The organism is Wolbachia endosymbiont (group A) of Eristalinus aeneus (genome assembly GCF_964026915.1).
GTDB lineage: Bacteria > Pseudomonadota > Alphaproteobacteria > Rickettsiales > Anaplasmataceae > Wolbachia > Wolbachia pipientis.
The window spans coordinates 1051533-1074938 of the sequence record NZ_OZ034712.1 but is presented as its reverse complement, the minus strand read 5'-3'; the positions used below and the strand labels follow the sequence as shown (position 1 = coordinate 1074938).

Below are 23406 nucleotides of genomic sequence, written 5' to 3'. Positions count from 1 at the left end.
TGTCATCCAAGTAGCCTCCTATGGTGTCATCCCAGTGCCCAGACACTGGGATCCAGTTGAGCTATTTCAACAAAAATACTGCATTTTGAGATGAACGTTTATTTTCACCAGATTATTTACAAGTATAACAATTAAAGTCTGGATTCCAGTGGGCTTTGTTGCATAGCAACTGAAAAAATCTGGTGGCTACTGACAAAATTCATTATAAGATAGCCATTTAACCTTGAAAGAAAAAATATGCCACAAAAAATGAGGGTCAGTAACCATAGCGAATATAACAAATTTCTAGAAAAAAGAGGAAATATTTTTCATTATATCAACGAAGCCATAGAAAAGTGGTACGAGAATGGTCCAAAAATACCAGGTGGCAACAATATTTATAGCGATAAAGTTGTAATTTTGGTGCACATAATAACTTGTTTATTTAGAATAGGCCTGAGGCAAACAGTTGGGTTTATAGCAGGATACCTTGAGCAAATTGGGAAAAATTTGCAAGTTATCAGCTATTCACAATCATCAAGAAGGTTTAAGAAACTCAATATTAAGATCAATGATTGCAGAAAATAATATGGAAGATATCGAAATTGCTATAGACAGTACAGGAATTAGTATATACAACAACACTCCTGGTCATAGCAAAGAAAATAGCGAAGATAGAAAGTATCGCAGCTATGAACAGACAAGAAAATTGCATGTAATGTTGAATACAAACAGCAAAAAAGCCATAGCTGTAAAATACAGTAACGGCTGATCACTATGGAGCTTGTGATTTGCTAAAAGAAGTCGATTTTCAGTATGTCATAAAAGTACTATATGCAGATAGGGCATATGACAGAGAAAAGCTCTATAAGCTGTGTAATCAATATGGTATAAAAACGAAAATTCCTCCGAAAAACAACGCAGCAGAGCATCCAAAGTTAGACTATATGGCTGAGAGAAATGCTGCAATTAGACTAATAAAATCATGCAGCGAAGATGGAATGAAGAGGTGGAAAAGGCAAACAAACTACGGAAAAAGATCTTATATAGAAAGTTTTTTCTCGCGACTGAAACAAACATTCGGGTTTAGTTTTAGGAATAAATCTGAGACAAATAGAGAGAAGGAACTACTTGTTAAATGCTATTTGCTCAATAAGTTCACTGATATTGGTATGGCTAAATTTGAGATAGCTTCATAAATTTATTGTGCGTTACCTACTATCCGAAGAGCGATGCAACAAAGCCATTCCAGTGTCAAGCACTGGAATGACACCGTCTTGGATGGAAACCAGTGTTGGCTACTCGGATGACATCATAGGGGCGCTGGGATGACACCCCGACAATCGTCATCCCGCTGCTTGTTAGCGGCTAAGAGATACCGCGGCGGCATGACGTAGGGAAACCGTTTTTTGGGTTAGCTATAACAGTAGTCAGGAAACAATAGCTTAAAAAGAGACTTAGTGTTAAATTTCTAATAGATTACTTATAAAAACAAATCTTATGGAAAGCAGAGCTAAGGCTTGGTTCATTTGGCTGATTAGTAACTTGGTTGTTATATTCAGCAACATGCAGATAATTTATACCTTTATAAGTGTAAATCTCGAAAAGGAACTTGGACTTACAATCGCGCAAGTTGCACTGGCTAATTCAGCATATACTTGGACTTTCGCCATCTTACAATTTTTTAGTGGAGCAACGTTTAATGTTTTTTCCAGTAAAAAAATTTATTTTTTCTCGTTATCAACTATGATCTTGGGGTTTTTTGTCCTTATTAATAGTGACAATTTCTCCCATTTGATTTTGTCTCAAGTGTTGATTGCAACTGGAGCATCATTTGGTTTTATTGGTGCTGCTCACACAAGTAGCATATGTTTTTCCGCTGCCCAATTTGGACTAATGTTTTCACTAGTGCAGACAATTTCAAGCCTTTCTGCTTTGGTAATTCAAATACTGTTCTCTAACTTGCTTGCCGAAGATGCATATTGGAAAAATCTGATTGTATGCATAATACTATTTGGTGTGTTGATATTTGTACTTACGCTTTTTTGTCCAAACACACTTCCAGAAAGCAGCTCAGAAAAGCGCACAATAAAAAGCTCTATGAAGACAGTAATGTGCTCTATATTAACAGTGCTAAAATTAAGAGATATCTGGATAACTTCAGTGGTGGGTGCTATTACTTTTGGAACATTTTTAGCACTTAATACCTTGTGGGCTCCAAGGTTACTGGGCAACTTAGAACTCAATGCAATGGAGTCAGGTATAGCAACTGCAATACTATGGCTTGGTCTTGCAGTTGGTGCTCCAATTGCAGATCGAATCTCAAACTTATTTAAAAATAGGAAACATGTAATTTCTGCTTTTGCTTTATTGCAAGGCGTCTCAATTATTATTTTACTATACAGCCATTTAACAGTCCACGTTGTGTACTTTTGTATGTTAATGTTCGGGTTTTTTGCGGGAGGACATATGCTTAATTTTACTGTCGGCAGCGAGATTGTGAAACGAAAATACATCAGCACATCATCATCCATTATCAATGGATTTATGTTTATTGGCAGTGGAGTTATAGTGTCAATGTTAGCACTTTTTACAGATCATAAAATGGCACTTTTTGCAATATTGATAGTTGCCGGTATTTTAAATTATGCAACAAAAGAGACATACTCTAAAAAATAAAGTAGCTGAATCTCGAGTCGATTGCTATATTATATTTACGTATTGTAATATTTATCAATAATGGATCACGTTACAACAAAAGACACAACAGTAACTAAGGCAACGATAGCTGGAGATATAAACCAAGAAATAGGATTATCAAAGGAAGACTCTGTTTCGATAATAGATGATATATTGGACGAAATAAAGACAAGCTTGGTAAAGGATGGAATAGTAAAAATATCGTCATTTGGAACATTCTTGGTTAAGAAAAAGAAGGAAAGACCAGGAAATATACCAAATACATCGGAGAAAGTGATGATTCAGGCAAGAAATTCAGTTTCTTTTAGGCCTTCAAAAATTATAAAAAAATCAATCAATAATTAATGAACAAGGAAAAATTATTTTATACGATTGGGGAAGTAGCTGAAGAGCTACATTTGGAACAGCATGTTTTGAGATTTTGGGAAGGTCAATTTCATCAAATTAATCCTACAAAGCGTAAAGGAAGAAGGCTATATGATCGCAAGTGTATAGAGGCCATAAAGAAAGTAAAATACATGCTATATGATAAAGGATATACAATAAAAGGAGTGCAAAAAGAATTTGGTAATGATATAAAAGTCACAAAGAATTTGTTGCAAGAACTCACCGATTTGAGGGACTATTTAACTAGTAAAATAAATAACGAGGAAAGTAACAAGCAGGCGTGAAACACTACGTCTCGCTAAAATTTTGGAGTTTTGTGAGAGTTTAAAATGTGGCATATAGCCTCATTTCTTATGTTATTAGCAATATTAATAGGCTGTGGCCTGCAAAAACCTGCACCTGTGCTGCTTAAAGGCGAAGAATTTTACGGAAAAAGAGATCTGGAATATACAAGAGAGTACCATTTAATTAGGGAGCCTTCAGTGCAAAAAGAAAGTAGAAAAGCCATCATAAATAGGATATACAAAGATAACAATAATACACAAAATGTGGGGGTAAATTGTAAATTTGTAATGCCAGTTAAAGGTTCAGCTACCTCTTCTGATGAAATGTGTAAGGATGGCATAAAAATTGCTGCTCAAAATGGAACGAACGTAGTTTCCTCTGCACCAGGCAAAGTGATATATGTAGGCAAAGGGCTGAGATGGTATGGGAATTTAATTATAGTGGAACACAAAGATAATTACATGACTGTGTACTCCTATTTAAAAAACATACATGTTGAAATTGGCGATAAAGTAAAGCAAGGTCAAGTAATTGGATCTGCAGGTAAATCAAGCACACAAGATAAAGATCCACAGATGTGTTTCACAATACGACATAATGGCCAAGCGGTTGATCCTTTGATGCATATGAACTGTAATTGAATTTGGATTTATATGAAATATGATTTTAAAAGTGTTGAAAAATTTTATCAAGATAAATGGGATTTTTCTGTAAGCAAGAGTGGTAAACAAGAAAAGTGTTACGTGTTGGAAATGTTTCCATATCCATCTGGTAAAATTCATATGGGACACTTACGTAACTATGCAATAGGGGATGTGATAGCGCGTTACAAGAGAGCTAATGGATTTGAGGTTTTGCATCCAATTGGCTGGGATGCGTTTGGATTACCAGCTGAGAATGCAGCAAGGGATAACAATATTAGCCCCGAAACATGGACAAAAGAGAATATAGATAATATGCGTACACAGTTGAAATCTATAGGTCTTTCTTATAATTGGGAGCGTGAACTCTCCACATGTGAGCCTGATTATTACAAACACGAACAAAAATTTTTCCTGGATTTTTTAAAGCATGGGCTTGCCTATCGAAAAGAATCATGGGTTAACTGGGATCCAGTGGACCAAACAGTGCTTGCAAATGAACAGGTGGTTGATGGAAAAGGATGGCGATCAGGTGCAGTTGTTGAAAAACGTAAGTTGTCCCAATGGTTTTTAAAGATTACTGATTTCGCTGAAGATTTACTCAAGTGCCTGCAAAGTTTGAAAAATTGGCCAGAAAAAGTCAAAACAATGCAGGAGCGTTGGATAGGAAAATCTGAAGGAGCAACTATAGAGTTTGAAGTAGTTGGCCTGAATAAGAAATTAAAGGTTTTTACAACTTATCCTCATACTTTGTTTGGGGCTTCTTTTTGTGCAGTGGCAGCAGAGCATCCTATTGTGCAGGATTTAAAGAATGGTTCTTCTGTTGTCATCCCAGTGCTTGACACTGGGATCCAGGAAATAAAATCGAAAAGAGAGAACGATGAAAAAATAGGAGTTTACACCGGATTAAACGTCAAACATCCATTTCTTGATAAGGAATTGCCGCTTTACATAGCGAATTTTGTGTTGATGGAATATGGGGAAGGCGCGATTTTTGGTTGCCCTGCACATGATCAGCGTGACTTTGAATTTGCACAGAAATATAATTTGCCGATAATTCCCGTTATTTCTTCAGCCCACTTAGGTGTCATTCCAGCGCGTGACCAGAATTCTTACAATGGATCCCAGTGTCAAGCTACTCAGATGACAAAGGAGGCGTATACTGGAGACGGGACAATGTTTAACTCCGAATTCTTAAACGGATTAATGGTTAGTGAAGCAAAGGAAGCCATAGTTAAAAAATTTGAAGAAAAAAAAATAGGCAAAAAAACAATAAACTATCGTTTGCACGATTGGGGAGTTTCAAGGCAGCGTTATTGGGGATGCCCTATACCTATCATATATTGCAAAGATTGCGGAACTGTTCCAGTGCCAGAAAAAGACCTTCCTGTAGTTCTACCAATAGATGTAGAATTTACAAGTGGTGGCAATCCGCTGGATAAGCACCCAACTTGGAAATTTGTTGATTGTCCAAAGTGCGGAAAGCAAGCAGAGCGTGAAACTGATACATTCGACACCTTTTTTGAATCTTCCTGGTATTTTGCTGCATTCTGTAGTGAAGATAAATCAATAGACAAAGATGCATGTAATCGTTTTATGCCTGTTGATTATTATATAGGTGGGATAGAACATGCAATTCTGCATTTGCTTTATTCAAGATTTTTCTGCCGTGCTTTAACCAAATGTGGCTATTTTGATATTAAAGAGCCTTTCTCTACTTTAATCACTCAAGGAATGGTCTGCCATGCAACTTATAAAGACGAAAATGGTAAGTGGCTATTTCCCGCAGAAGCAAAAGAATTAATAGCGCGAGGTGCAAAAGTTCAAGTGGGCAAAGTTGAAAAAATGAGCAAATCGAAAAAGAATACAGTTGACCCAAACTTTATCATAGAAAAGTATGGTGCTGATACTGCTCGCTTGTTTGTGTTGTCCGACACTCCTCCGGAGAAAGATATGGAATGGTCCGATGATGGTGTGGAAGGTTGTTCTCGTTATGTAAATAAATTGTGGCGTATGGTCATGCAGCTAAGACCTGTAAATATACACTATGATAATGAAAATGTTACGGGTGGACTTCTAGAGTACAGAAAAAAAATTCATAAACTCTTACACGGACTTACAGATGACTTGGAAAACTGCAGATTAAACTGTGTAGTGGCAAAATTTCGTGAGATGACGAATTTAATAGCTGAAATAGACGTAAAAACTGGAAAATCTCTTATTGATGAAGGTATATGTATATTAATCAGAGTAATCGAACCATTCATACCACATCTAGCTGAAAGCCTATGGCAAGAAATAGGAGGTCAACCTTGGCCAAAAGCTGATGAATCATTATTAGTTGACGATACGGTAACTATAGCAGTGCAAATCAATGGAAAATTACGTACAACAATCAAGGTGGCAATTAACTTACCTCAAGAAGAATTGAAGAAAATAGCGATAGACTCTGTGTCCAGTAAGATCGATCAAAGCAAAGTTCGCACTGTATATGCTGTACCAAATAAGATAGTAAATATAGTTATATAAAAGACCTGAGTAGTACGTTTTATATAATCTGATTTTATGGCTATACTTTTTTTGACATGTAGTTATATCTTTTTTAATATAAAGGATATATACTTATGCATTATATATTTTTTTGTATGAGGAGTTATATGAAAATAAAGAGATTGTGCGTTTTGGCTGTGTTGCTTACTTCATCTCTAGCAGGTGCAGCTAGTAATAGTGCAAGTAAGTCAGAAGATAAGTACTATGCAGGTTTAAACTTTGGTGCTGGTTGGGGTGGTGGCTTTAAAATGAAACCTGGTGTTGTTCTTGGTTACCATTATGACCAAAACTCTAAATTTGAACTTGAGGTTCTCAGTAATATTAAGTCATTAAAGAGCATAGGAGCTAGCTTATTGGCAAACTACCGCTTCTATCCTGACCTTGATATTGATCCCGTTAAACTATATGTCAGCGGAGGTTTAGGAGGATATCTCCAAATAACACCTTTTGGCTTTGGTGTTAGTGATACAGTTGATGGTGATGGCGATAGTTCACAAGAAGAAAAAGAAAAGGAAGAAGAAACACAAGGTGCTCCAGAATCAGGTGGTGAAGCTGCTGGTTCATCTGTAGTAGATAAAATACTGAGTTCTATTTCCTATAAACTAAAGTTAGGTGTTGATTATGAAATTACTCCGCAGATAATTGGTGCAGTTGGTATGACCATGGGTGGGCAACTAAGTGGTATAAAAGCAAAACAAATACCAGATGCAACTCTAGAGATAGGGGTACGTTATAATTTTTAATGCTGCTACTTAGTTCATAAAGGTAGAGACGATGTTGAGGATGAAATAAACAGCATTAAAAAAAATCCGAAAACGTATTTTCGAATATGGTTTTGAACGCTAGCTATAGATTAGAAAAATAACAAGAAAAAGGGTAAACATACTGTAATTGCTGTTGAATGATGGAGTCCATTATTTTAGCACGAAGTAACGAATTCAGTAGAATAAGTTCTTCAAAAATAATTTAAACTTTTATTAGTAGGAGCAGTCTCATGGAATATTATAGCGATCTCACTAAAAGAAACTTTTATAAGTATCGTTGATAAGAAAGGAAAAATTGTTAAGGAAGAAGTTGTTGCAAGAGAAAGTAAGGCAATAGCTGAATTTTTTCTTGGTCAAGGCAAAAATGACCTTACCCAGAAAAAGTGGAGAGAAAGTGTGGAATGTTTTTTACAAAAAGAATGATGCATCAAATTGTTCTGGAATGCAATAGTTAATAGTGACGTTGTTTGTTATAAAAAATTTCTATGTATTCAAATATTGCAGTTCTAGTTTGTTGAGCAGAGTGTTGTGAAGTATCAATAAGTATTTCTCTTTTCAATGAGCTAAAGAAGCTTTCCACAACAGAATTGTCGTAACAACAACCTTTATGATTCATCTATGTTTTTTATGGATAAGAGATATTGATAACCTTGCAAAGTATATTGTGAACCTTGATCACTATGTAATAGTAGATTTTTAACAGGTTTACGCCTATTAATGGCCATTAATAAAGAGTTCATAACCAAAATTGTTTATTTATTGCACTACTCATTAACTACCATACGTGAGAATTATTGCTGCCAAATATAGCCATCCCTCCTTGGTTTTGATGTAAGTAATCTCATACTTTATTTGGTTGATCAACAATAAAGTTTTGGTCTAATATATTGGGAGCTACAGCTCTATTATCTGTTTGTTGTTTTTTAATTTTAAACTTTCTTCTCAGTATAGCCCTGATGTCATTTTTCTGCATAATACTTTGCACCGTTTTCAAATTGCAACTTTTACCCAAAGCCTTCAATTCAGCATGAATTTTAGGAGCTCCATATCTACATTTAGAAACTTGATATATTTTTTGAATAGCTTCGAGTAGCTCTTTATTTGCTGATTCTCTACTGCTTATTTTTCTTGTGGTCCACTTATAGTAGCCACTAGCAGAAAATCCTACATAATTCCTGTACTTTATAGCAGTTACTATATAAAAAAATATTTTACTCTTTTTGACTGGCCAGGGCTTTTTTTTAAATGTCTCTTTCCCTTGTTACTCTTGCTTTGTAAATCAAACCTCTCTTTGTCATAAGGTGCTACATCTGGAAATGCATTTGCCGCTGACTTTTTTTCGTTATATTTCTTCATCCATTTTCCTAATACACTATCCCTTATTCCTAGATCTCTTGCTACTTTTGCAACTGGTTGACCTACCTTTCTTTGTTCATTTGCCAGTTTAACAGCTTCCAATTTGAATTCTGCTGTATATTCTCTTACCATTTCTAATCCTCCAAAATTTTATTTTACCCAAAAAAACTCTTTTCTTTCTCTCCACTTTTTCTGGGTAAGGTCAAACAATGACTATGCAAAAAACCTAATAACATGTATAATCTATAAATAATTTCTGAGGTAGATTGTGAAACTAGGTGTTAATATCGATCACGTTGCAACCCTCCGCAACGCACGCGGAACTTCTTATCCAGATCCATTGAAAGCAGCAGAAATAGCCATTGACGCTGGAGCAGACTTTATTACTGTACACTTACGAGAAGATAGAAGGCATGTTAGAGATGAAGACGTATTTAACCTAAAAAAAAGCATTAGCACTGAGTTAAATCTTGAAATTGCAGCCACGGAAGAAATGCTTGAAATAGCAAAAAAGGTAAAACCCTATTCGATTAGTATAGTACCAGAAAAAAGAGAAGAATTAACAACCGAAGGTGGCCTGGATATCGTGAATATGCACAGTAAACTTTCTAGTATAATAGAGGAAATGCATAGCTCTAGCATAAAAGTCTCACTGTTTATCGATCCAAATATTGATCAACTAAAATATCTTGAAAAGCTAGGGACAAAACCTGACATAATAGAAATTCACACAGGGGATTACTGTGATAATCCATCAGAAAAAAAGTTACAGTTAATTACTAATGCTGCAGAGTACGTCAATAAATTAGGAATAGAATGCCACGCAGGACATGGCATAACTTATAAACACGCTAAGAAGATGACAAGAATACCTCACATCTCAGCTCTTAACATAGGCCACTATTTAATTAGCGAAGCTGTATTTTACGGCTTACACAGCGTAGTAAAAACAATGAAAATGACAATGTCTAACTAACTGCTGCTTTTTCCTTCTCATTTAAAATACTTAAAAGAGTTTGGCTTGCTTTAAATTTTACCCTTGTCTTTTTAGGAACAGTCATGATCTCACCACTTTGGGGGTTACGACATTGTTTTTCCTGACTGATAGCAGTAGAAAATGTTCCTATTCCATGCAAACGTATTTCACCTTTCCCATGCAGCTCATTCTTTATTATTTTAATAAACGCATCATGAATCTTGCTCAAATCAGATTTTGTTATATCTATATTCTGACTAGAACAATCTTCCTTTAATTGTTTTATTATATCTTCTTTACTCATAAATTACCTTAATATTGAAAAAATCACATAAATAGCATATTATGTTGACACCGATAGTCAACTAAATTCATCACAAAAATAGAGGATATCATACATTTTTGCAAATATTTGTATAATACTTACAAAAAAACACCCCTATAAAATAACTATCTCTTAGAAAATTGACACTTTTTCCGAGCTTTATGTTGACCATATTTCTTACGTTCAACAACACGTGAATCTCTAGTTAAGAACTCACCATTACGTAGTATAGAATGCAAATCTTGGCTTACACTACTTAAAGCTCTGCTTATTCCATGAGCTAGAGCACCTGCTTGACCAGATAGCCCTCCACCTTTTACAGTTGCAAATACATCGTATTTATCCAATGTGGAAGTTGCAACAAATGGCATTTTTACTATTTGGCACACTGACTCTCTTTTAAAATAAGAAATTAGATCGCCTTTTTTGTTAACACTAAATTTTCCACTCCCCGGCTTTATCCATACTCTTGCTACAGATTCTTTTCTTCGGCCTGTAGCATATAAACGACCAAGCGAATCAACTGCTGATTTAATTGTCTTTTCTGACCAATCATTGTTATTTATTGTAGAACTCTTCATTTTTACTCCATTACTTTTTATTTTTACGATTCAAAGAGGCAAAATCTATCTTTTCAGGTTGCTGTCCTTGATGCTTATGCTCTGAACCAGAATAAACATACAAATTTTCAAAGCGTCTACGTGCCATAGGCCCATCATCAAGCATCCTTTTCACTGCCATTTCTATTACACGCTCAGGAAATTTGCCATTTAAAATATTATCTGGAGTAGTTTTCTTCAAACCACCAGAATAACCTGTATGCTTATAGTAAATTTTATCTTTAAGCTTCTTCCCGGTGAAATGCACCTTTTCTGCGTTGATAATAATTACATTATCGCCACAATCCATATGAGGTGTATACTCAGGTTTATGCTTTCCACGTAATAGTGTCGCTACAAATGCTGCAAGCCTCCCTACCACTAATCCTTCTGCATCTATGACAAACCACTTTTTATTGATTTGTTTCTCCTTTAAGAAAAAAGTCTTCATTATTTGATCCAACAATAGTAAGCTATGATATACTTAATTTCTCAATAGTGTCAACAATATTAGTTATTGATTATTAAAGTAATTTATGTTAGTAATTGAGCTGCGCAACCAATATGCATAGGAATTAGAATGTTTCGATTGATTATCACACTTGCGATCATTTTTAATACTATAAGTTGCTATGCAACCGATGTGGGAGAAGTGATAAGCAAAGCCATCAAAAATAGCTCAAAAATAAAGTCTCAATTTTACCAATATAAAAGCGCAGAAAAACACTATAAATCTTCTGGGTTAGCTGGATTTTTACCTGACATTAATTTGCAATACAATTTCGATAGTAACTTTAATCTTGATACATCTGAAAAAAAACTTACATTGCGCCAGAAATTAATCGATGGCGGTGGTACCTTTGCCACATTCAGTCGATCAAGCCATCTTCTCAAAGCAGAAAAGATGCGATTTCAGCAATTAAAACAAGAGCTTGCACTTAATGCTGTGAAAGCATATGTTAATGTTTTACAAAAGACAGAAATATTAAAGTTCAGAGAACATAAAGAACGCGTTTCTTTGGAACATTTGTCAGCTATGAAAAAACGCTTTTCCCTTGGAGAGGTAACCAATGCTGAAGTTTTGTTAGCAAAAGCAAAATTTTCGTCTTCTATATCCGAAAGAGTTGATGCTGAAGGTAAATTAAAGTTGGTAAATATTGCTTATTATCATTTGATTGGCGAAGATGCTGATGACCTTTCTGAAGCTAATGATAAACTACCTTCTGTTCCAGAGCTAAATGAATGTTTACAGTTAGCAAAAACCAATAATTTATCTCTAAAAGCAGCAGTTTATCAAAAAAGAGCAGCCGGAATGGAAGTGATTGCTGAAAGCTCCAAGTGGCTTCCTTCTTTAAATCTAAGTGCAAGCAAAAATTTTGGGGAGGATGGTATGAAGGTAGACAAACTATTAGAAAATGTTCATGTAGTTTTTACTCTTGATGTTCCAATCTTTAAGAGAGGAGTTAATGCTTTTGGTGTCAGTAAAGCTAAAATGGATGCAAAAAAATCTACCTACGATTATTATGAAACGGTAAAAAATATAGAACAAGCAGTTGTAAATGCTTGGAATAATGTGTTGACAGCAAAGGCCATTATCAAAGCAAGTCAAGAAGCGGAAAAAGCAGCAGCTCTAGCATTGGAAGGAGTTGAGCAAGAAGTAAACTTAAATTTAAAGAGTACATCTGACCTTTTGGACACTGAAGATGCATTATTTAAAGCACGTTCAGACTTAGTTGAAGCAAAAAGCAATTATGTGATTAGTGTTTACAACTTGCTTTTTATGATAAATAGTATAGACCTCTAAATTTAATGGTATTAGCACTATGCATGATGAACAAGGCAATCAATCTGTAAAAGATATCCTAGAAGATATAAAAAAAGCTATATCGGGTAAAAACGCGAGTAACGATAAAGCAGAAATAAAGGATGAAAATGATGATGTGCTATACCTTGAGGAAGAGTATCCAGAAGAAATAGAAGAAGATGGCAAAAAAGAAAATAATGAAAAAGAGGACATTGATAATGATGACCAAAGTGAGGAAATGGCTTGCAACAATAACCAATTTAATGGCCATAGCTACAATTCAGAAGAAAAAAAAGATATTTATTTGTACGATAATATCCAAATGAGTAATAACAAAGCGAGTAATAGCGGCTTACAAGCGCAAAATAACGATCATCTAATTTTAAAAGAGAATATGGAAGAGATCAAAGCGTTGCTTGGAAAAATGCAAAACGAATTACAGCATAAACAACAAAAAAAAGCGAACCTTACTGTTGAAGAATTAGTTACATCTCTTTTAAAACCTCAGCTCTCAGAATGGCTGAATAAATATCTACATGCACTGGTAAAAGAAGTAGTTGAAAAAGAGCTTAAAGATATAATCAATAATAAGTAGGGTATTAGCAATAAAAACTAGAGTAAAGACGGCTAGAGGCAGAAAACTATCTTCAACAAGGTGGCTACATCGTCATTTGAATGATCAGTATGTGCAAAAAACTAGCAAGGATGGTTATAGGTCACGCTCAGCATATAAGCTGGTAGAAATGGATAACAAATTTAAATTATTCCAAGAAGGGCAAAAAATTATTGATCTTGGTGCTTCTCCTGGTGGATGGTCACAAGTTGCATCTCAGAAAGGTGCAAATGTGGTTGCTCTTGACATAAAACCAATGAACGCAATTAATGGAGTAGAGTTTATACAATGTGATATTATCAATGAGTTTGAAATTTTAAGAGAAAAATTCAAGGATCAAAAATTTGATGTAATTTTATCTGACATGGCGCCCGAATCTTGTGGTTTAAAATCGTTGGATCATATCAGAATTATGCTTTTATGTGAGGCAGCGCTCAATTTTGCAAAGCATTTCTTGAGCCATGGTGGCACGTTTGTAGTAAAAATTTTCCAAGGAGAATCTGATAAAGATTTTTGTAACGAGCTAAAAAAAATGTTTAAAACAGTAAAATACTTTAAACCAAAGTCAAGTAGATCTGAATCTACAGAAATGTATTTGGTAAGTTTAGGCTTTATTGGCAGCAGACTTTCTATATAATATTAATCCAGGTAGCCCACAGAAACGAAAAAACTTACTTGACAAACTCCGCCAGCCCCCTTATCATGATAGTGAAGCTATTGTATTTGCTTTCGCCAATCTGCAGATTAAAAGGTAAGGATTACTTAATGTATCGGCGTCTTATGTTCAATTTTTTGCAGTATATAGATACTGTATGTCTTTACAAAACTTCATCTACATCTAGATTTTTATCTAAATAAGCTGAACGCGCTTATAAAGCGTTACAAGACATCAAAAAATGCCAATACTCGACAGAGATAGTAAAAGACTAGCTAACTCGGGGATTCTTTGTCTTTTTTTCTGCTTAGTAAATTTCTTAAACATTTGCAGCGTAGGTTAGTTGCAATTAAAAGCAGCTAAATCTTGCTTGTCAAGCGTTTAAAACATAAAAAACGCCAATATTTTAAAGCAGATAATAACCCCAGGGCTTCTTTTGCCTTTTTTTTTATTTGGTAAATTTCTTAATATTTATGGCTAAACGACAACCGTCATCCCGCTACGTGTTAGCGGCTAAGAGATACCGCGGCGGTATGACGGTTTGCGGCGGCATGACCTCGTCATTCCCCTACGTGTTAGCGGGATCTAGAGATACCGCGAATGAATCGCGGTATGACGGTGTAGATGATGGTTAAGTAATTCGTCATCCCGCTACGTGTTAGCGGGATCTATGTTAAGGTATAGTAGGGGATCTATGTTAAGAGATACCGCGAATGAATCGCGGTATGACGGTGTAATGATGGTTAAGTAATTCGTCATCCCGCTGCTTGTTAGCGGGATCTCTTGTTAGCGCCGCGGCGGTATGACGTAGGACTGCTGTCATTCTGCTACTTGTTAGCGGCTGAGATACCGCGAATGAATCGCGGTATGACGGTTCGCGGTGGCATGATGTAGGACTGCTGTGACACCATTATAGAGGTTGTCCGGAAATAAGTAAAAGGCTATAATATCTGAAATTTTAGTACGGGGTAAAGATGAGAAAAAAGTATCCAACAGATCTAAGCGAAAGGGAATGGGCAAGAATAGAAAAACACTTCAGAGTATCATACAAGAAAGGAGGAAGGCCGCCAAAGTATAGCAAAAGAGAAATATTAGAAGCAATTTTCTATGTATTGCGTACAGGGTGTCAATGGCGGTATTTACCAAATGATTTTCCGCTATGGAAGACTGTGTATGAGCAGTTCAGGCAATGGAAGAAGCAGGGAATTTTTGAGAAAATGAATTATGAAATTACAAAATATAGTAGAAGAAAAATAGGAAGGAATGAGCAGCCGAGTGCCTGTATAGTAGATAGTCAATCTGTAAAGACTACAGAAAAGGGGGGATCAAAGGCTATGATGGAAGTAAAAAAGTAAAGGGTAGAAAAAGGCATATAATTACAGACACTCAGGGTTTTATACTAGGTTGTTACGTAGGCGCTGCTAACGAAAATGATAGAGATGGTATTAAAATAGCATTAAACAATATGAGAACAAAATATACTAAAGTTAAAAAAATGTGGGCTGACATGGGATACCAAGGAAGAAATTTAAAGAATCACATAAAGGAAGAATATGACATAGATATTGAAATTGTTAAAAGGCCTCCATGTAGATTTTGGGTGCACAAAGATACGCCACCTGAGCTACTACCAACAAGAGAACAAGGGTTTAAAGTACAGCCAAGAAGATGGGTTGTAGAAAGGACTTTTGCTTGGGTTAATAGGAATAGAAGGCTATCGAAGGAGTATGATTTACTCACAACATCCACTGAGAATTTCATATACCTAGCTATGAGTAGGGTTATGTTAAAGAGGGAATATGCTTGAATTTACTAGTTTCCGGACAACCTCCTATAGTACTTCCCAAAGTAAATGATAAAGGTATAATAAGCTATTTGAGTTATAATGGCGTATAGTGTGGATTTAAGGGAAAGGGCAGTATCGATGATAGAAAAAGGGAAGTCAAAGGTTGAGGTGGCAGAGCTTTTGGAGATAGGAATAGCAACTCTGTACCGCTGGTTAAGAAAGAAAGCCGCTGGTGAAAGCCTAAGGCCATCGAAAAACGGCAGCTTTATTCGAAAAATAGACCCAAAAATACTCGAAGAATATGTTAAAAAGAATCCAGATCATACGCTGGCAGAGATGAAACAAAATCTTGGATTTGGAATAAATTCAATTTGGTATAGGCTGAAACAGCTAAGAATTACTTTAAAAAAAAGTTACACTATATCAAGAGCGCAATCAAGAAGATAGGCAGCGATTTACCGATAAAATCTCAAAAATAGACCATTCCAGCATCTTATATATAGATGAAGCAGGAGTTGATAATAGGTTATACCGAGAGTATGGACGTGCTCCAATAGGAAAGAAAATTTATGCAGATATTCCAGGAAGAAAACGAGAGAGAATCAGTATAATAGGCGGGTGGATTGGAAAGAGATTTATTGCACCAATGACTTTCAAAGGTGGGTGTGACAAAGAGGTATTCAATACATGGTTAGAGAAGATGTTATTACCTAAATTGCCACATGGTACTACAATAGTTATGGACAATGCCACATTCCATAAAACTCCCAAAACAAAGGAGTTAATAGATAATGCTAGATGCCGTTTGCTCTATCTACCAACATATTCACCAGATTTGAACCCTATAGAGCATTGTTGGAATACCATCAAAAGCCGCCTCAGACCTTTAATGCATAAATATACAGACTTACAACTTTTGGTTGGTAATACCATAATGGAAATTTATCATTCATTTTAGAAAATACTATAGAATGAACCAGTGTCAGCTACTTGCATAGAAAATGTTTATGACTAATTTTTAGATCAAACATGGAATTTCGACAAACTTAACTTTTTTGTGAGACTGTTCAGCAATAATAAATAAATTGAGAGGAAAGGTTATGGCAATAAAAAAGGAAAAGTTTTTTGAAATAATAAATGAGGTAAGCAAGAGTGAAGGTTTAAATGAGAATAATTTACTTGAAAGAATAGGAAATGAGTTAGAAAAGATAAACTCACAAGAGCATACAACACATAATATGTATAGTGATTTAAAAAAAAGTGGGCGGTTAAAAGATAAGATCTTCAGTATATTAAATTCAGGCAAAACTGTAAATTGTATGTTGTTACATCTTGCTGTGGAATGTAACAGTGTACCAATAGTAAAACTCCTACTAGCAAAGGGAGTAAAAGTTAATGAACCAACACATGAACTTGGGAGAGTTAAGTCTCAATTAACTGCTTTGCACATTGCTGCTTTGCATGGTCATCAAGAGATAGCTCAGCTTTTATTGAATAATGACGCAAATCTTTTACTAAAAGATAGTCAAGGCCGAACTCCAAGGGATATTGTCGGTGATGTAAAAGGTAAAAAGGCTATAATAGAAATGTTAAAGGAAGGAGAACAACGTTATGCTGAGGCAGGAGCTACGAGAAGACAAAATAGACAAGGCACTTTACCGCAGCCTAATAATAAAACTCCAGGAAATTTAGCTGTGAACGGAAATAACGCAACTGCTGCAGTGCAAGCATGTAATGCAAGAGATCAGGAAGAGAACAACGGAACTACACCAAACAACAGAAAAATCTATGTACAAGATGAGGATGAACAGACTTCTTCAAACTCAATCGTTAATGAAAACAATACAGACAAAGTAGATGATACATTAGAAAGAGAACAGGCTATAAGAGAAAGAGATGCTATGTTGCAAAAGTTGCGAGAGGCAGAGCAACGACTTGCCAATAATCAGAAGCGCATAGAACAAGATTACTTGCACGATCAACATCTAGAGCAGTATACTATACATAATGGTGAACAGACCTTTTTAAATAAAAGTAGTAGTGACGACAGTGGAATATGTTTTGATGGAGATGGATCTGAAGCTTTAGGCCGATCTATATTAGAAAATGGAGAAGACATTGATGCACAAGATAAAGATGGCGTGACCCCTTTACATTGGGCTGTTGCAGATAACAATAAAGAATTAGCAAAACTTTTGATAAAATATGGAGCAGATCGCTCATTGATAAAGGATGAAGACCTAATAGATAGACTAAACAGTATGTGTGATCAGCCATCTGAGGTTGTATCTAGTACTTCTTCCCATTCCAAAACACACAACGCAATGGAAACTCCAGAAGAAGCAGAAAAGGTTAAAAAAAGTAAAGTTAAGTTAAAAGAATTACGTACTCAGCTAAAGGATAAGCAGAAAAAGAATGAATTGCTAAAACAACAAATACAAGATCTAGAAAGTGAAAAAGCAACGCTTAAGGATAAATTAGACAAAACAGAAAGTCAGCATTCTAAAACAGAAGTGTTGTTAGAAAAAGCGCAAAAAGAACTAGCAGAATCAAAAAGTTGCATAGTTGGACATGAGACTAAGTTGAAACAATTCAATAAAGAGAATGAATCACTAACACAAAAAATAAAAAGTCTGGAGAATGAAAACACACCACTTGAGGGTGAACTGGGCAAAACTAAAACAAATGAAGTGTCACTAGAAAAAGTAGGAAAAAGACAATTTTCCCCAAAAGTTGCCTACGCGAGCCTTGCAGCTATGTTAGTAGTAGGTGCTGCTCTTAGTATTGCTTCCGGATTGTCTGCTCTATTAATAGTTGCAGCTTCTGTGGTATCTGCACTGATAGCCGGTGGCATTACATACACAATATCAAAACCCATCGCTCCTGACACTGAATTGAAAGAAGTGGATATTCAAGGTTCAGCACAACGGTGTTTGTAAAACTTAGCACCTACATCTGTACGAACATTGCAGTTTGCAGATGCAAGTAGCTGCACTGGAATCCCAAAAAGGATGATGTCATTCCAGTCTGGAATCCAGCCTTGCCGTAATCTCATCAAGAACGTTGTGTTTTAACATAAAACGGCTACTTTTATGCTTACCAACTTAATAAAATTCCTGGATCCCAGTGTCAGCTACTCGGATGACAAGAAGAGGGTACTTGGATAAGAGTCATTGCCCTCCTGGTAGGCCCAAATTGCAATGTTCGTACAGTTATGAGTTACACAGTAGTGCGAATTTTTTACTTTGGTAGTTTTTTTATTACAGTTATAATCATAAAAGTAGTTGAGTTTAATTGATATGAAAACTTTTACGAAAAATTTTAAAAATAACGAAAAAAAGCTAGAGGAGTTTAATAAGGAAATTGAAGATATAACAACTATAGCTCAAGATAAATTTGCACATGAACTTGAGAACATCGCATATGACAGTGTGCAGAAATTTCGCAGTCTGCTTGCTAAAGAGTTAAACTCCATCTTCAACAATATTCATTCTCAAAATGTTAATCTACTAAAATCTAGCCTAGTTGAATATGCTATAAGTTCAAATTTTATCAATAAAAAAGGAGAAACAGCTTTAATTCGCTCTCTTCTTAATATATTCATACGATAAAGCACTCAGAGTTGTTGCTGCGCCAATCTAACTTAATGTTGAATGCAAGCTGTATAGCTAAAGTAAGTAAGATTTGCCCCACGCTGTCACGAGGTAAACCTTACTTATTCTAGCTATATCAAAAAGGAGGGTTATTATGTCAATAAGATCTACTTCACCAAGAATATCTGTGCAACGTAAATCTAAGCTTAAATCTTTTCCGGTTACTTTAGAAGAGGTTAAATCTTTTTTACGCATTGAGAACGACCAGGATGATAAGTTGATTTCAGATCTAATTTTTATGGCTACTGATTATGCTGAGTGGCATATGGAAAAGTCACTGGTGAAACAAACATGGCAAGTTTCATATGAAGATTATGTACCTCGTAGGATCTATTTAAGCTATGGCCCTGTGAGTAAGATAGTATTGGCTACTGCAATGATGTCTAAAAATCAAGAGAAGAGAACACTTAAGTATTATTTTAGTGATGTAGGGGGCTACGTTGAGTTTTTCAATTGTTTGAATGCAATAAGAGTTGATGTTGTATACGAAGCTGGTTATGACAATGTTCCTGAGCAGATAAAACTAGGTATTATGCGGCATGTTTCTGCTCTTTACAAAAATCGTGAATCGGAGGTAAGTAGCCATTTATCTGAAGTGAAGAAGGTATATTCTCCATTTCGCGAACCAAAGGTTGTTTTGTAGCTCTTTCTGGTCATTCAAACTGGGCTACTACGTCATACCGTTACGGATAGATCCCGCTAACAAGCAGCGGTATCTCAGCCGCTAACACGTAGCGGAATGACAGCAGTCCTACGTCATACCGTCACGGATAGATCCCGCTAACAAGTAGCGGGATGACGAACTTATCGTCATACCGCCGCGGTATCTCTTAGAGGTTGTCCGGAAACTAGTAAATTCAAGCATATTCCCTCTTTAACATAACCCTACTCATAGCTAGGTATATGAAATTCTCAGTGGATGTTGTGAGTAAATCATACTCCTTCGATAGCCTTCTATTCCTATTAACCCAAGCAAAAGTCCTTTCTACAACCCATCTTCTTGGCTGTACTTTAAACCCTTGTTCTCTTGTTGGTAGTAGCTCAGGTGGCGTATCTTTGTGCACCCAAAATCTACATGGAGGCCTTTTAACAATTTCAATATCTATGTCATATTCTTCCTTTATGTGATTCTTTAAATTTCTTCCTTGGTATCCCATGTCAGCCCACATTTTTTTAACTTTAGTATATTTTGTTCTCATATTGTTTAATGCTATTTTAATACCATCTCTATCATTTTCGTTAGCAGCGCCTACGTAACAACCTAGTATAAAACCCTGAGTGTCTGTAATTATATGCCTTTTTCTACCCTTTACTTTTTTACTTCCATCATAGCCTTTGATCCCCCCTTTTCTGTAGTCTTTACAGATTGACTATCTACTATACAGGCACTCGGCTGCTCATTCCTTCCTATTTTTCTTCTACTATATTTTGTAATTTCATAATTCATTTTCTCAAAAATTCCCTGCTTCTTCCATTGCCTGAACTGCTCATACACAGTCTTCCATAGCGGAAAATCATTTGGTAAATACCGCCATTGACACCCTGTACGCAATACATAGAAAATTGCTTCTAATATTTCTCTTTTGCTATACTTTGGCGGCCTTCCTCCTTTCTTGTATGATACTCTGAAGTGTTTTTCTATTCTTGCCCATTCCCTTTCGCTTAGATCTGTTGGATACTTTTTTCTCATCTTTACCCCGTACTAAAATTTCAGATATTATAGCCTTTTACTTATTTCCGGACAACCTCTAACATTTATGACTACTTACCTAAACAGGTCACCATTCCTTACCTGAGATTGCGTGTAGTGAATTATAATAACCTGCATATGCTGTCCAATTTTGCTACAAAGGCAAGATTTTCATGCGACATATATACTTATCATATAGACAGTATGTTTGCCATTATAAGGCATATTAACTTGATACTTAAGAGCATTGAAGGTTTTAATAATGAGGCCATTTTAGAAAGTAATTGTGCTATGGATCAGCACGATGAAATTTTACATTCAACAATTAATTTTGATATTTTGATAAAAGGAGGTGATAATGAGCAAATTACAGCTAAAAATTAAAGATCATGACAATAATTTTATTCTGTTAAATAATATAAGAAACCTAAGGTTTACTTTGCGTAATAACAGAGAAGAGGTGAAAGATATTTCTTCTTTTGGCTGGAGAAAAGTATTGGACTCTGCTGGAAGCAGACATATTACGATAAAAATTAATGGAATTTTAGACTCTGTATTAGCTGATGAATTATTACGTAATTCTGCTATGCTAAACTCTAATAATGATTATGAAATTAGTTTTAATGCTAAGGAAAAGATAAGGCTTAGGTGTTCAGTTGAACTGTATGAGAGGTATTATGACCCCGCTGCTTTTGACAGCTTTACTGTCGTTTTAGCCAGTGCTGAAGTTGTAAACGCTTTTCATTAATGTTAATTTAATCTTTTTATATACAATAGTAACTGGTGAGAATTTTAACTAAATTAAAAAAAATCATGAACGACAAAGACCTTTTCGAGGAAGACGGTGATAATATTGAAGAAAATAACGATGATAAAAGAGAGAAAAGTTTAGAAAATGAAAATCAGCAAAATCAAGAAGAACAACACAAAGAGGAAGATAAGCAATACATAATACAGTATATTCAAGACTATTTGAAAGTTTTTGAGGATATTCTAAATCAGATCGACGAAGGAATTGATAATTCGGATAGTTACGAAAGGACTATGCAAATAAAGCGAAGCATAGACAGGCTCATAGAGACTTTATATAGTCAGGCTGCGTCCGAAGATATTGATGCAGAATTTGAAACTACCAAACACACTCGCGATAAATCAGAATCTATGAAAAGAGTTAGAGAGAAGAGAAGAAAGCAAGTGATAGAAGAAGTATTAAGTAGCATGTTTGTCCAGCAACAAAAGGAGCTAATGAACGCTAAACACTTAAGTCATGGACATGAAACAGCAAAAGATGGGGATGTCCACGAAGCAAAGGAAAAAGTGAAGTCTTCAATCAGGGGAGTGTTGTTTTCGGTGATTGCTCATAGGATGGATCCAAGAAGGAGGGCAGGGGAAACTGCTGACGGTAACGAAAAGCAAGCTCATATATATGGCAGGGAAGCAGTTGGTGGAGCTTTAGGTGCATTGTTAAAAACGTTTTTAACAGCAGTTATTGCCGTTGTGCGTGAAATTGCTAAGCCACTTCAGAAACCGGAAACATCTTTTGCAAAACAAGTTGAAGAAAGCAGAAACGCAGATTCACAAAAGGGTCGATCTGAGTAGATTTCTCCTTGTAATAATCTTTCGATTCTACTGTCTGTTAATTCAAATTAGGGTTATAAAATTTTAGAAGCCAGCTCTTATATAACCAATTTATAGCAAGAAATTACGATACAAAAATCAGCGTCCGTTAGAAAATAAACATAACACAGGGTGATAGAGTTGCCCCTATCCATAAGCGTCAGTTAAGCTCAAAATTGTAAGCTTAAAATATGGTTGAATAATTATTAATAATAGTATATAATTATTAACGTTTTTCAGGCATTTTTGTTATGGGTGCGCCAAGTAAGCGTTTAGAATACAGTTGGTGAAAATCCAACTGACCTTACCCAGAAAAAGTGGAGAGAAAGTGTGGAATGTTTTTTACAAAAAGAATGATGCATCAAATTGTTCTGGAATGCAATAGTTAATAGTGACGTTGTTTGTTATAAAAAATTTCTATGTATTCAAATATTGCAGTTCTAGTTTGTTGAGCAGAGTGTTGTGAAGTATCAATAAGTATTTCTCTTTTCAATGAGCTAAAGAAGCTTTCTGCAACAGAATTGTCGTAACAACAGCCTTTATTACTCATCTATATTCTTTACAGCTAAGAGATATTGATACCCTTGCGCAGTATATTGTGAACCTTGGTCACTGTGCAGCAGTAGATTTTTAACAGGTTTACGCCTATTAATGGCCATTAATAAAGAGTTCATAACCAATTGTTTATTTATTGCACTACTCATTAACTACCATACGTGAGAATTATTGCTGCCAAATATAGCCATCCCTCCTTGGTTTTGATGTAAGTAATCCCATACTTTATTTGGTTGATCAACAATAAAGTTTTGATCTAGTATATTGGGAGCTACAGCTCTATTATCTGTTTGTTGTTTTTTAATTTTAAACTTTCTTCTCAGTATAGCCCTGATGTCATTTTTCTGCATAATACTTTGCACCGTTTTCAAATTGCAACTTTTACCCAAAGCCTTCAATTCAGCATGAATTTTAGGAGCTCCATATCTACATTTAGAAACTTGATATATTTTTTGAATAGCTTCGAGTAGC

General features: G+C 35.4%; 31 protein-coding genes and 2 pseudogenes. 22 read left to right on the top strand and 11 right to left on the bottom strand.

Translation table 11 applies throughout. From position 1 onward, the window contains the following. Positions 1-237 precede the first annotated feature (237 nt). The 9 genes from AAGD62_RS05520 to AAGD62_RS05480 all read left to right on the top strand — a co-directional run bounded on the left by AAGD62_RS05520 (position 238) and on the right by AAGD62_RS05480 (position 7285). Positions 238-567 carry a transposase gene (locus tag AAGD62_RS05520; protein ID WP_007548762.1) on the top strand — a complete coding sequence of 110 codons (330 nt, stop codon included), beginning with the start codon at positions 238-240 and terminating at the stop codon, positions 565-567. A 1-nt stretch (position 568) separates the two neighbouring features. Then, complete coding sequence (locus tag AAGD62_RS05515) at positions 569-751, top strand: transposase (protein WP_167347183.1); 183 nt, start codon at positions 569-571, stop codon at positions 749-751. 19 nt (positions 752-770) lie between these two features. Further along, positions 771-1178: a transposase gene (locus AAGD62_RS05510; protein ID WP_264339099.1), complete on the top strand. Its 408-nt coding sequence runs from the start codon at positions 771-773 to the stop codon at positions 1176-1178. A 367-nt stretch (positions 1179-1545) separates the two neighbouring features. Next, a complete protein-coding gene (locus AAGD62_RS05505) occupies positions 1546-2658 on the top strand; it encodes an MFS transporter (protein WP_231115895.1) in 1113 nt (370 codons plus the stop codon). Positions 2659-2718: 60 nt separating this feature from the next. Beyond that, the gene (locus AAGD62_RS05500) at positions 2719-3024 is read left to right on the top strand and encodes an integration host factor subunit alpha (protein ID WP_006279881.1); all 306 of its coding nucleotides are present in this window, start codon (positions 2719-2721) and stop codon (positions 3022-3024) included. Then, the gene (locus tag AAGD62_RS05495; RefSeq protein WP_341812703.1) at positions 3024-3350 is read left to right on the top strand and encodes a MerR family transcriptional regulator; all 327 of its coding nucleotides are present in this window, start codon (positions 3024-3026) and stop codon (positions 3348-3350) included. Before AAGD62_RS05500 ends, AAGD62_RS05495 begins: the two co-directional genes overlap by 1 nt. A gap of 45 nt (positions 3351-3395) precedes the next feature. Beyond that, positions 3396-3992 carry a murein hydrolase activator EnvC family protein gene (locus AAGD62_RS05490; protein ID WP_006279879.1) on the top strand — a complete coding sequence of 199 codons (597 nt, stop codon included), beginning with the start codon at positions 3396-3398 and terminating at the stop codon, positions 3990-3992. 12 nt (positions 3993-4004) lie between these two features. Beyond that, on the top strand, positions 4005-6521 hold the full coding sequence (gene leuS, locus AAGD62_RS05485; protein WP_010962340.1) for a leucine--tRNA ligase: 2517 nt from the start codon (positions 4005-4007) through the stop codon (positions 6519-6521). Between the two features lie 128 nt (positions 6522-6649). Continuing rightward, positions 6650-7285: a hypothetical protein gene (locus AAGD62_RS05480; RefSeq protein ID WP_155968855.1), complete on the top strand. Its 636-nt coding sequence runs from the start codon at positions 6650-6652 to the stop codon at positions 7283-7285. Between the two features lie 472 nt (positions 7286-7757). Here the strand turns inward: AAGD62_RS05480 and AAGD62_RS06905 are convergent, their stop codons facing one another. From AAGD62_RS06905 to AAGD62_RS05465, 4 genes are all read right to left on the bottom strand, one after another. Beyond that, on the bottom strand, positions 7758-7922 hold the full coding sequence (locus AAGD62_RS06905; RefSeq protein ID WP_155968853.1) for an IS3 family transposase: 165 nt from the start codon (positions 7920-7922) through the stop codon (positions 7758-7760). Beyond that, on the bottom strand, positions 7912-8046 hold the full coding sequence (locus tag AAGD62_RS05475) for a hypothetical protein (protein ID WP_269203991.1): 135 nt from the start codon (positions 8044-8046) through the stop codon (positions 7912-7914). The genes AAGD62_RS06905 and AAGD62_RS05475 overlap by 11 nt, the downstream gene beginning before the upstream one ends. Before the next feature lie 101 nt (positions 8047-8147). Then, the gene (locus AAGD62_RS05470; RefSeq protein ID WP_341812783.1) at positions 8148-8378 is read right to left on the bottom strand and encodes an IS3 family transposase; all 231 of its coding nucleotides are present in this window, start codon (positions 8376-8378) and stop codon (positions 8148-8150) included. A 122-nt stretch (positions 8379-8500) separates the two neighbouring features. Continuing rightward, the gene (locus AAGD62_RS05465; RefSeq protein ID WP_007548709.1) at positions 8501-8794 is read right to left on the bottom strand and encodes a transposase; all 294 of its coding nucleotides are present in this window, start codon (positions 8792-8794) and stop codon (positions 8501-8503) included. A 136-nt stretch (positions 8795-8930) separates the two neighbouring features. Between AAGD62_RS05465 and AAGD62_RS05460 the strand changes: the two genes are divergently transcribed. Continuing rightward, positions 8931-9638 carry a pyridoxine 5'-phosphate synthase gene (locus AAGD62_RS05460; RefSeq protein WP_155968851.1) on the top strand — a complete coding sequence of 236 codons (708 nt, stop codon included), beginning with the start codon at positions 8931-8933 and terminating at the stop codon, positions 9636-9638. Here AAGD62_RS05460 and AAGD62_RS05455 read toward each other — a convergent pair. From AAGD62_RS05455 to rplM, 3 genes are all read right to left on the bottom strand, one after another. Next, positions 9631-9942: an HU family DNA-binding protein gene (locus tag AAGD62_RS05455; RefSeq protein ID WP_006279876.1), complete on the bottom strand. Its 312-nt coding sequence runs from the start codon at positions 9940-9942 to the stop codon at positions 9631-9633. The genes AAGD62_RS05460 and AAGD62_RS05455 overlap by 8 nt on opposite strands. Positions 9943-10088: 146 nt before the next feature. After that, positions 10089-10544, bottom strand: a complete 456-nt coding sequence (rpsI, locus tag AAGD62_RS05450; RefSeq protein ID WP_006279875.1) for a 30S ribosomal protein S9 — start codon at positions 10542-10544, stop codon at positions 10089-10091. 10 nt (positions 10545-10554) lie between these two features. After that, positions 10555-11013, bottom strand: a complete 459-nt coding sequence (gene rplM / locus AAGD62_RS05445) for a 50S ribosomal protein L13 (protein WP_010082596.1) — start codon at positions 11011-11013, stop codon at positions 10555-10557. A gap of 129 nt (positions 11014-11142) precedes the next feature. Here rplM and AAGD62_RS05440 point away from each other — a divergent pair, with 129 nt between their 5' ends. From AAGD62_RS05440 to AAGD62_RS05400, 9 genes are all read left to right on the top strand, one after another. Further along, on the top strand, positions 11143-12366 hold the full coding sequence (locus AAGD62_RS05440) for a TolC family protein (RefSeq protein WP_341812702.1): 1224 nt from the start codon (positions 11143-11145) through the stop codon (positions 12364-12366). Between the two features lie 19 nt (positions 12367-12385). Then, positions 12386-12961: a PopZ family protein gene (locus tag AAGD62_RS05435; RefSeq protein ID WP_010082598.1), complete on the top strand. Its 576-nt coding sequence runs from the start codon at positions 12386-12388 to the stop codon at positions 12959-12961. A 76-nt stretch (positions 12962-13037) separates the two neighbouring features. Further along, positions 13038-13616, top strand: coding sequence for an RlmE family RNA methyltransferase (locus AAGD62_RS05430; protein WP_015588787.1), 579 nt, complete (start codon positions 13038-13040; stop codon positions 13614-13616). 992 nt (positions 13617-14608) lie between these two features. Beyond that, positions 14609-15441 (top strand): IS5-like element ISWpi1 family transposase gene (locus tag AAGD62_RS05425; protein ID WP_094189578.1). Its coding sequence is split into 2 segments (ribosomal slippage): positions 14609-14978 and positions 14978-15441, totalling 834 coding nucleotides; the frame shifts between segments, so codons are not numbered across the junction. 78 nt (positions 15442-15519) lie between these two features. Next, complete coding sequence (locus AAGD62_RS05420; RefSeq protein ID WP_155968342.1) at positions 15520-15867, top strand: IS630 transposase-related protein; 348 nt, start codon at positions 15520-15522, stop codon at positions 15865-15867. Between the two features lie 19 nt (positions 15868-15886). Then, positions 15887-16378, top strand: coding sequence for an IS630 family transposase (locus AAGD62_RS05415; RefSeq protein ID WP_155968340.1), 492 nt, complete (start codon positions 15887-15889; stop codon positions 16376-16378). A 142-nt stretch (positions 16379-16520) separates the two neighbouring features. Continuing rightward, the gene (locus AAGD62_RS05410; RefSeq protein WP_155968845.1) at positions 16521-18359 is read left to right on the top strand and encodes an ankyrin repeat domain-containing protein; all 1839 of its coding nucleotides are present in this window, start codon (positions 16521-16523) and stop codon (positions 18357-18359) included. A gap of 360 nt (positions 18360-18719) precedes the next feature. Further along, positions 18720-19031, top strand: a complete 312-nt coding sequence (locus AAGD62_RS05405; RefSeq protein ID WP_007548422.1) for a hypothetical protein — start codon at positions 18720-18722, stop codon at positions 19029-19031. A gap of 136 nt (positions 19032-19167) precedes the next feature. Continuing rightward, the gene (locus AAGD62_RS05400) at positions 19168-19716 is read left to right on the top strand and encodes a head-tail connector protein (RefSeq protein ID WP_151807563.1); all 549 of its coding nucleotides are present in this window, start codon (positions 19168-19170) and stop codon (positions 19714-19716) included. 214 nt (positions 19717-19930) lie between these two features. Here AAGD62_RS05400 and AAGD62_RS05395 read toward each other — a convergent pair. Further along, positions 19931-20763, bottom strand: a pseudogene (locus tag AAGD62_RS05395) (IS5 family transposase). Between the two features lie 57 nt (positions 20764-20820). Here AAGD62_RS05395 and AAGD62_RS05390 point away from each other — a divergent pair. From AAGD62_RS05390 to AAGD62_RS05380, 3 genes and pseudogenes are all read left to right on the top strand, one after another. Beyond that, positions 20821-21147, top strand: a pseudogene (locus tag AAGD62_RS05390) (DUF3168 domain-containing protein); the annotation flags it as partial. Next, positions 21122-21511: a phage tail tube protein gene (locus AAGD62_RS05385; RefSeq protein WP_155968839.1), complete on the top strand. Its 390-nt coding sequence runs from the start codon at positions 21122-21124 to the stop codon at positions 21509-21511. The pseudogene AAGD62_RS05390 and the gene AAGD62_RS05385, both read left to right, overlap by 26 nt. Before the next feature lie 65 nt (positions 21512-21576). Further along, positions 21577-22362, top strand: coding sequence for a hypothetical protein (locus AAGD62_RS05380; RefSeq protein ID WP_155968837.1), 786 nt, complete (start codon positions 21577-21579; stop codon positions 22360-22362). Between the two features lie 403 nt (positions 22363-22765). Here AAGD62_RS05380 and AAGD62_RS06900 read toward each other — a convergent pair whose 3' ends face one another. The 3 genes from AAGD62_RS06900 to AAGD62_RS05370 are packed head-to-tail and all read right to left on the bottom strand — an operon-like array spanning position 22766 to position 23384. Continuing rightward, entirely contained in the window at positions 22766-22930 is a 165-nt protein-coding gene (locus AAGD62_RS06900; protein ID WP_010082072.1) for an IS3 family transposase, read from the bottom strand. Continuing rightward, entirely contained in the window at positions 22923-23084 is a 162-nt protein-coding gene (locus tag AAGD62_RS05375) for a DDE-type integrase/transposase/recombinase (RefSeq protein WP_010082071.1), read from the bottom strand. Before AAGD62_RS05375 ends, AAGD62_RS06900 begins: the two co-directional genes overlap by 8 nt. A 3-nt stretch (positions 23085-23087) precedes the next feature. Beyond that, positions 23088-23384 (bottom strand): IS3 family transposase, encoded by a 297-nt coding sequence (locus AAGD62_RS05370; protein WP_094189604.1) that lies wholly within the window; start codon positions 23382-23384, stop codon positions 23088-23090. Positions 23385-23406: the final 22 nt, after the last annotated feature.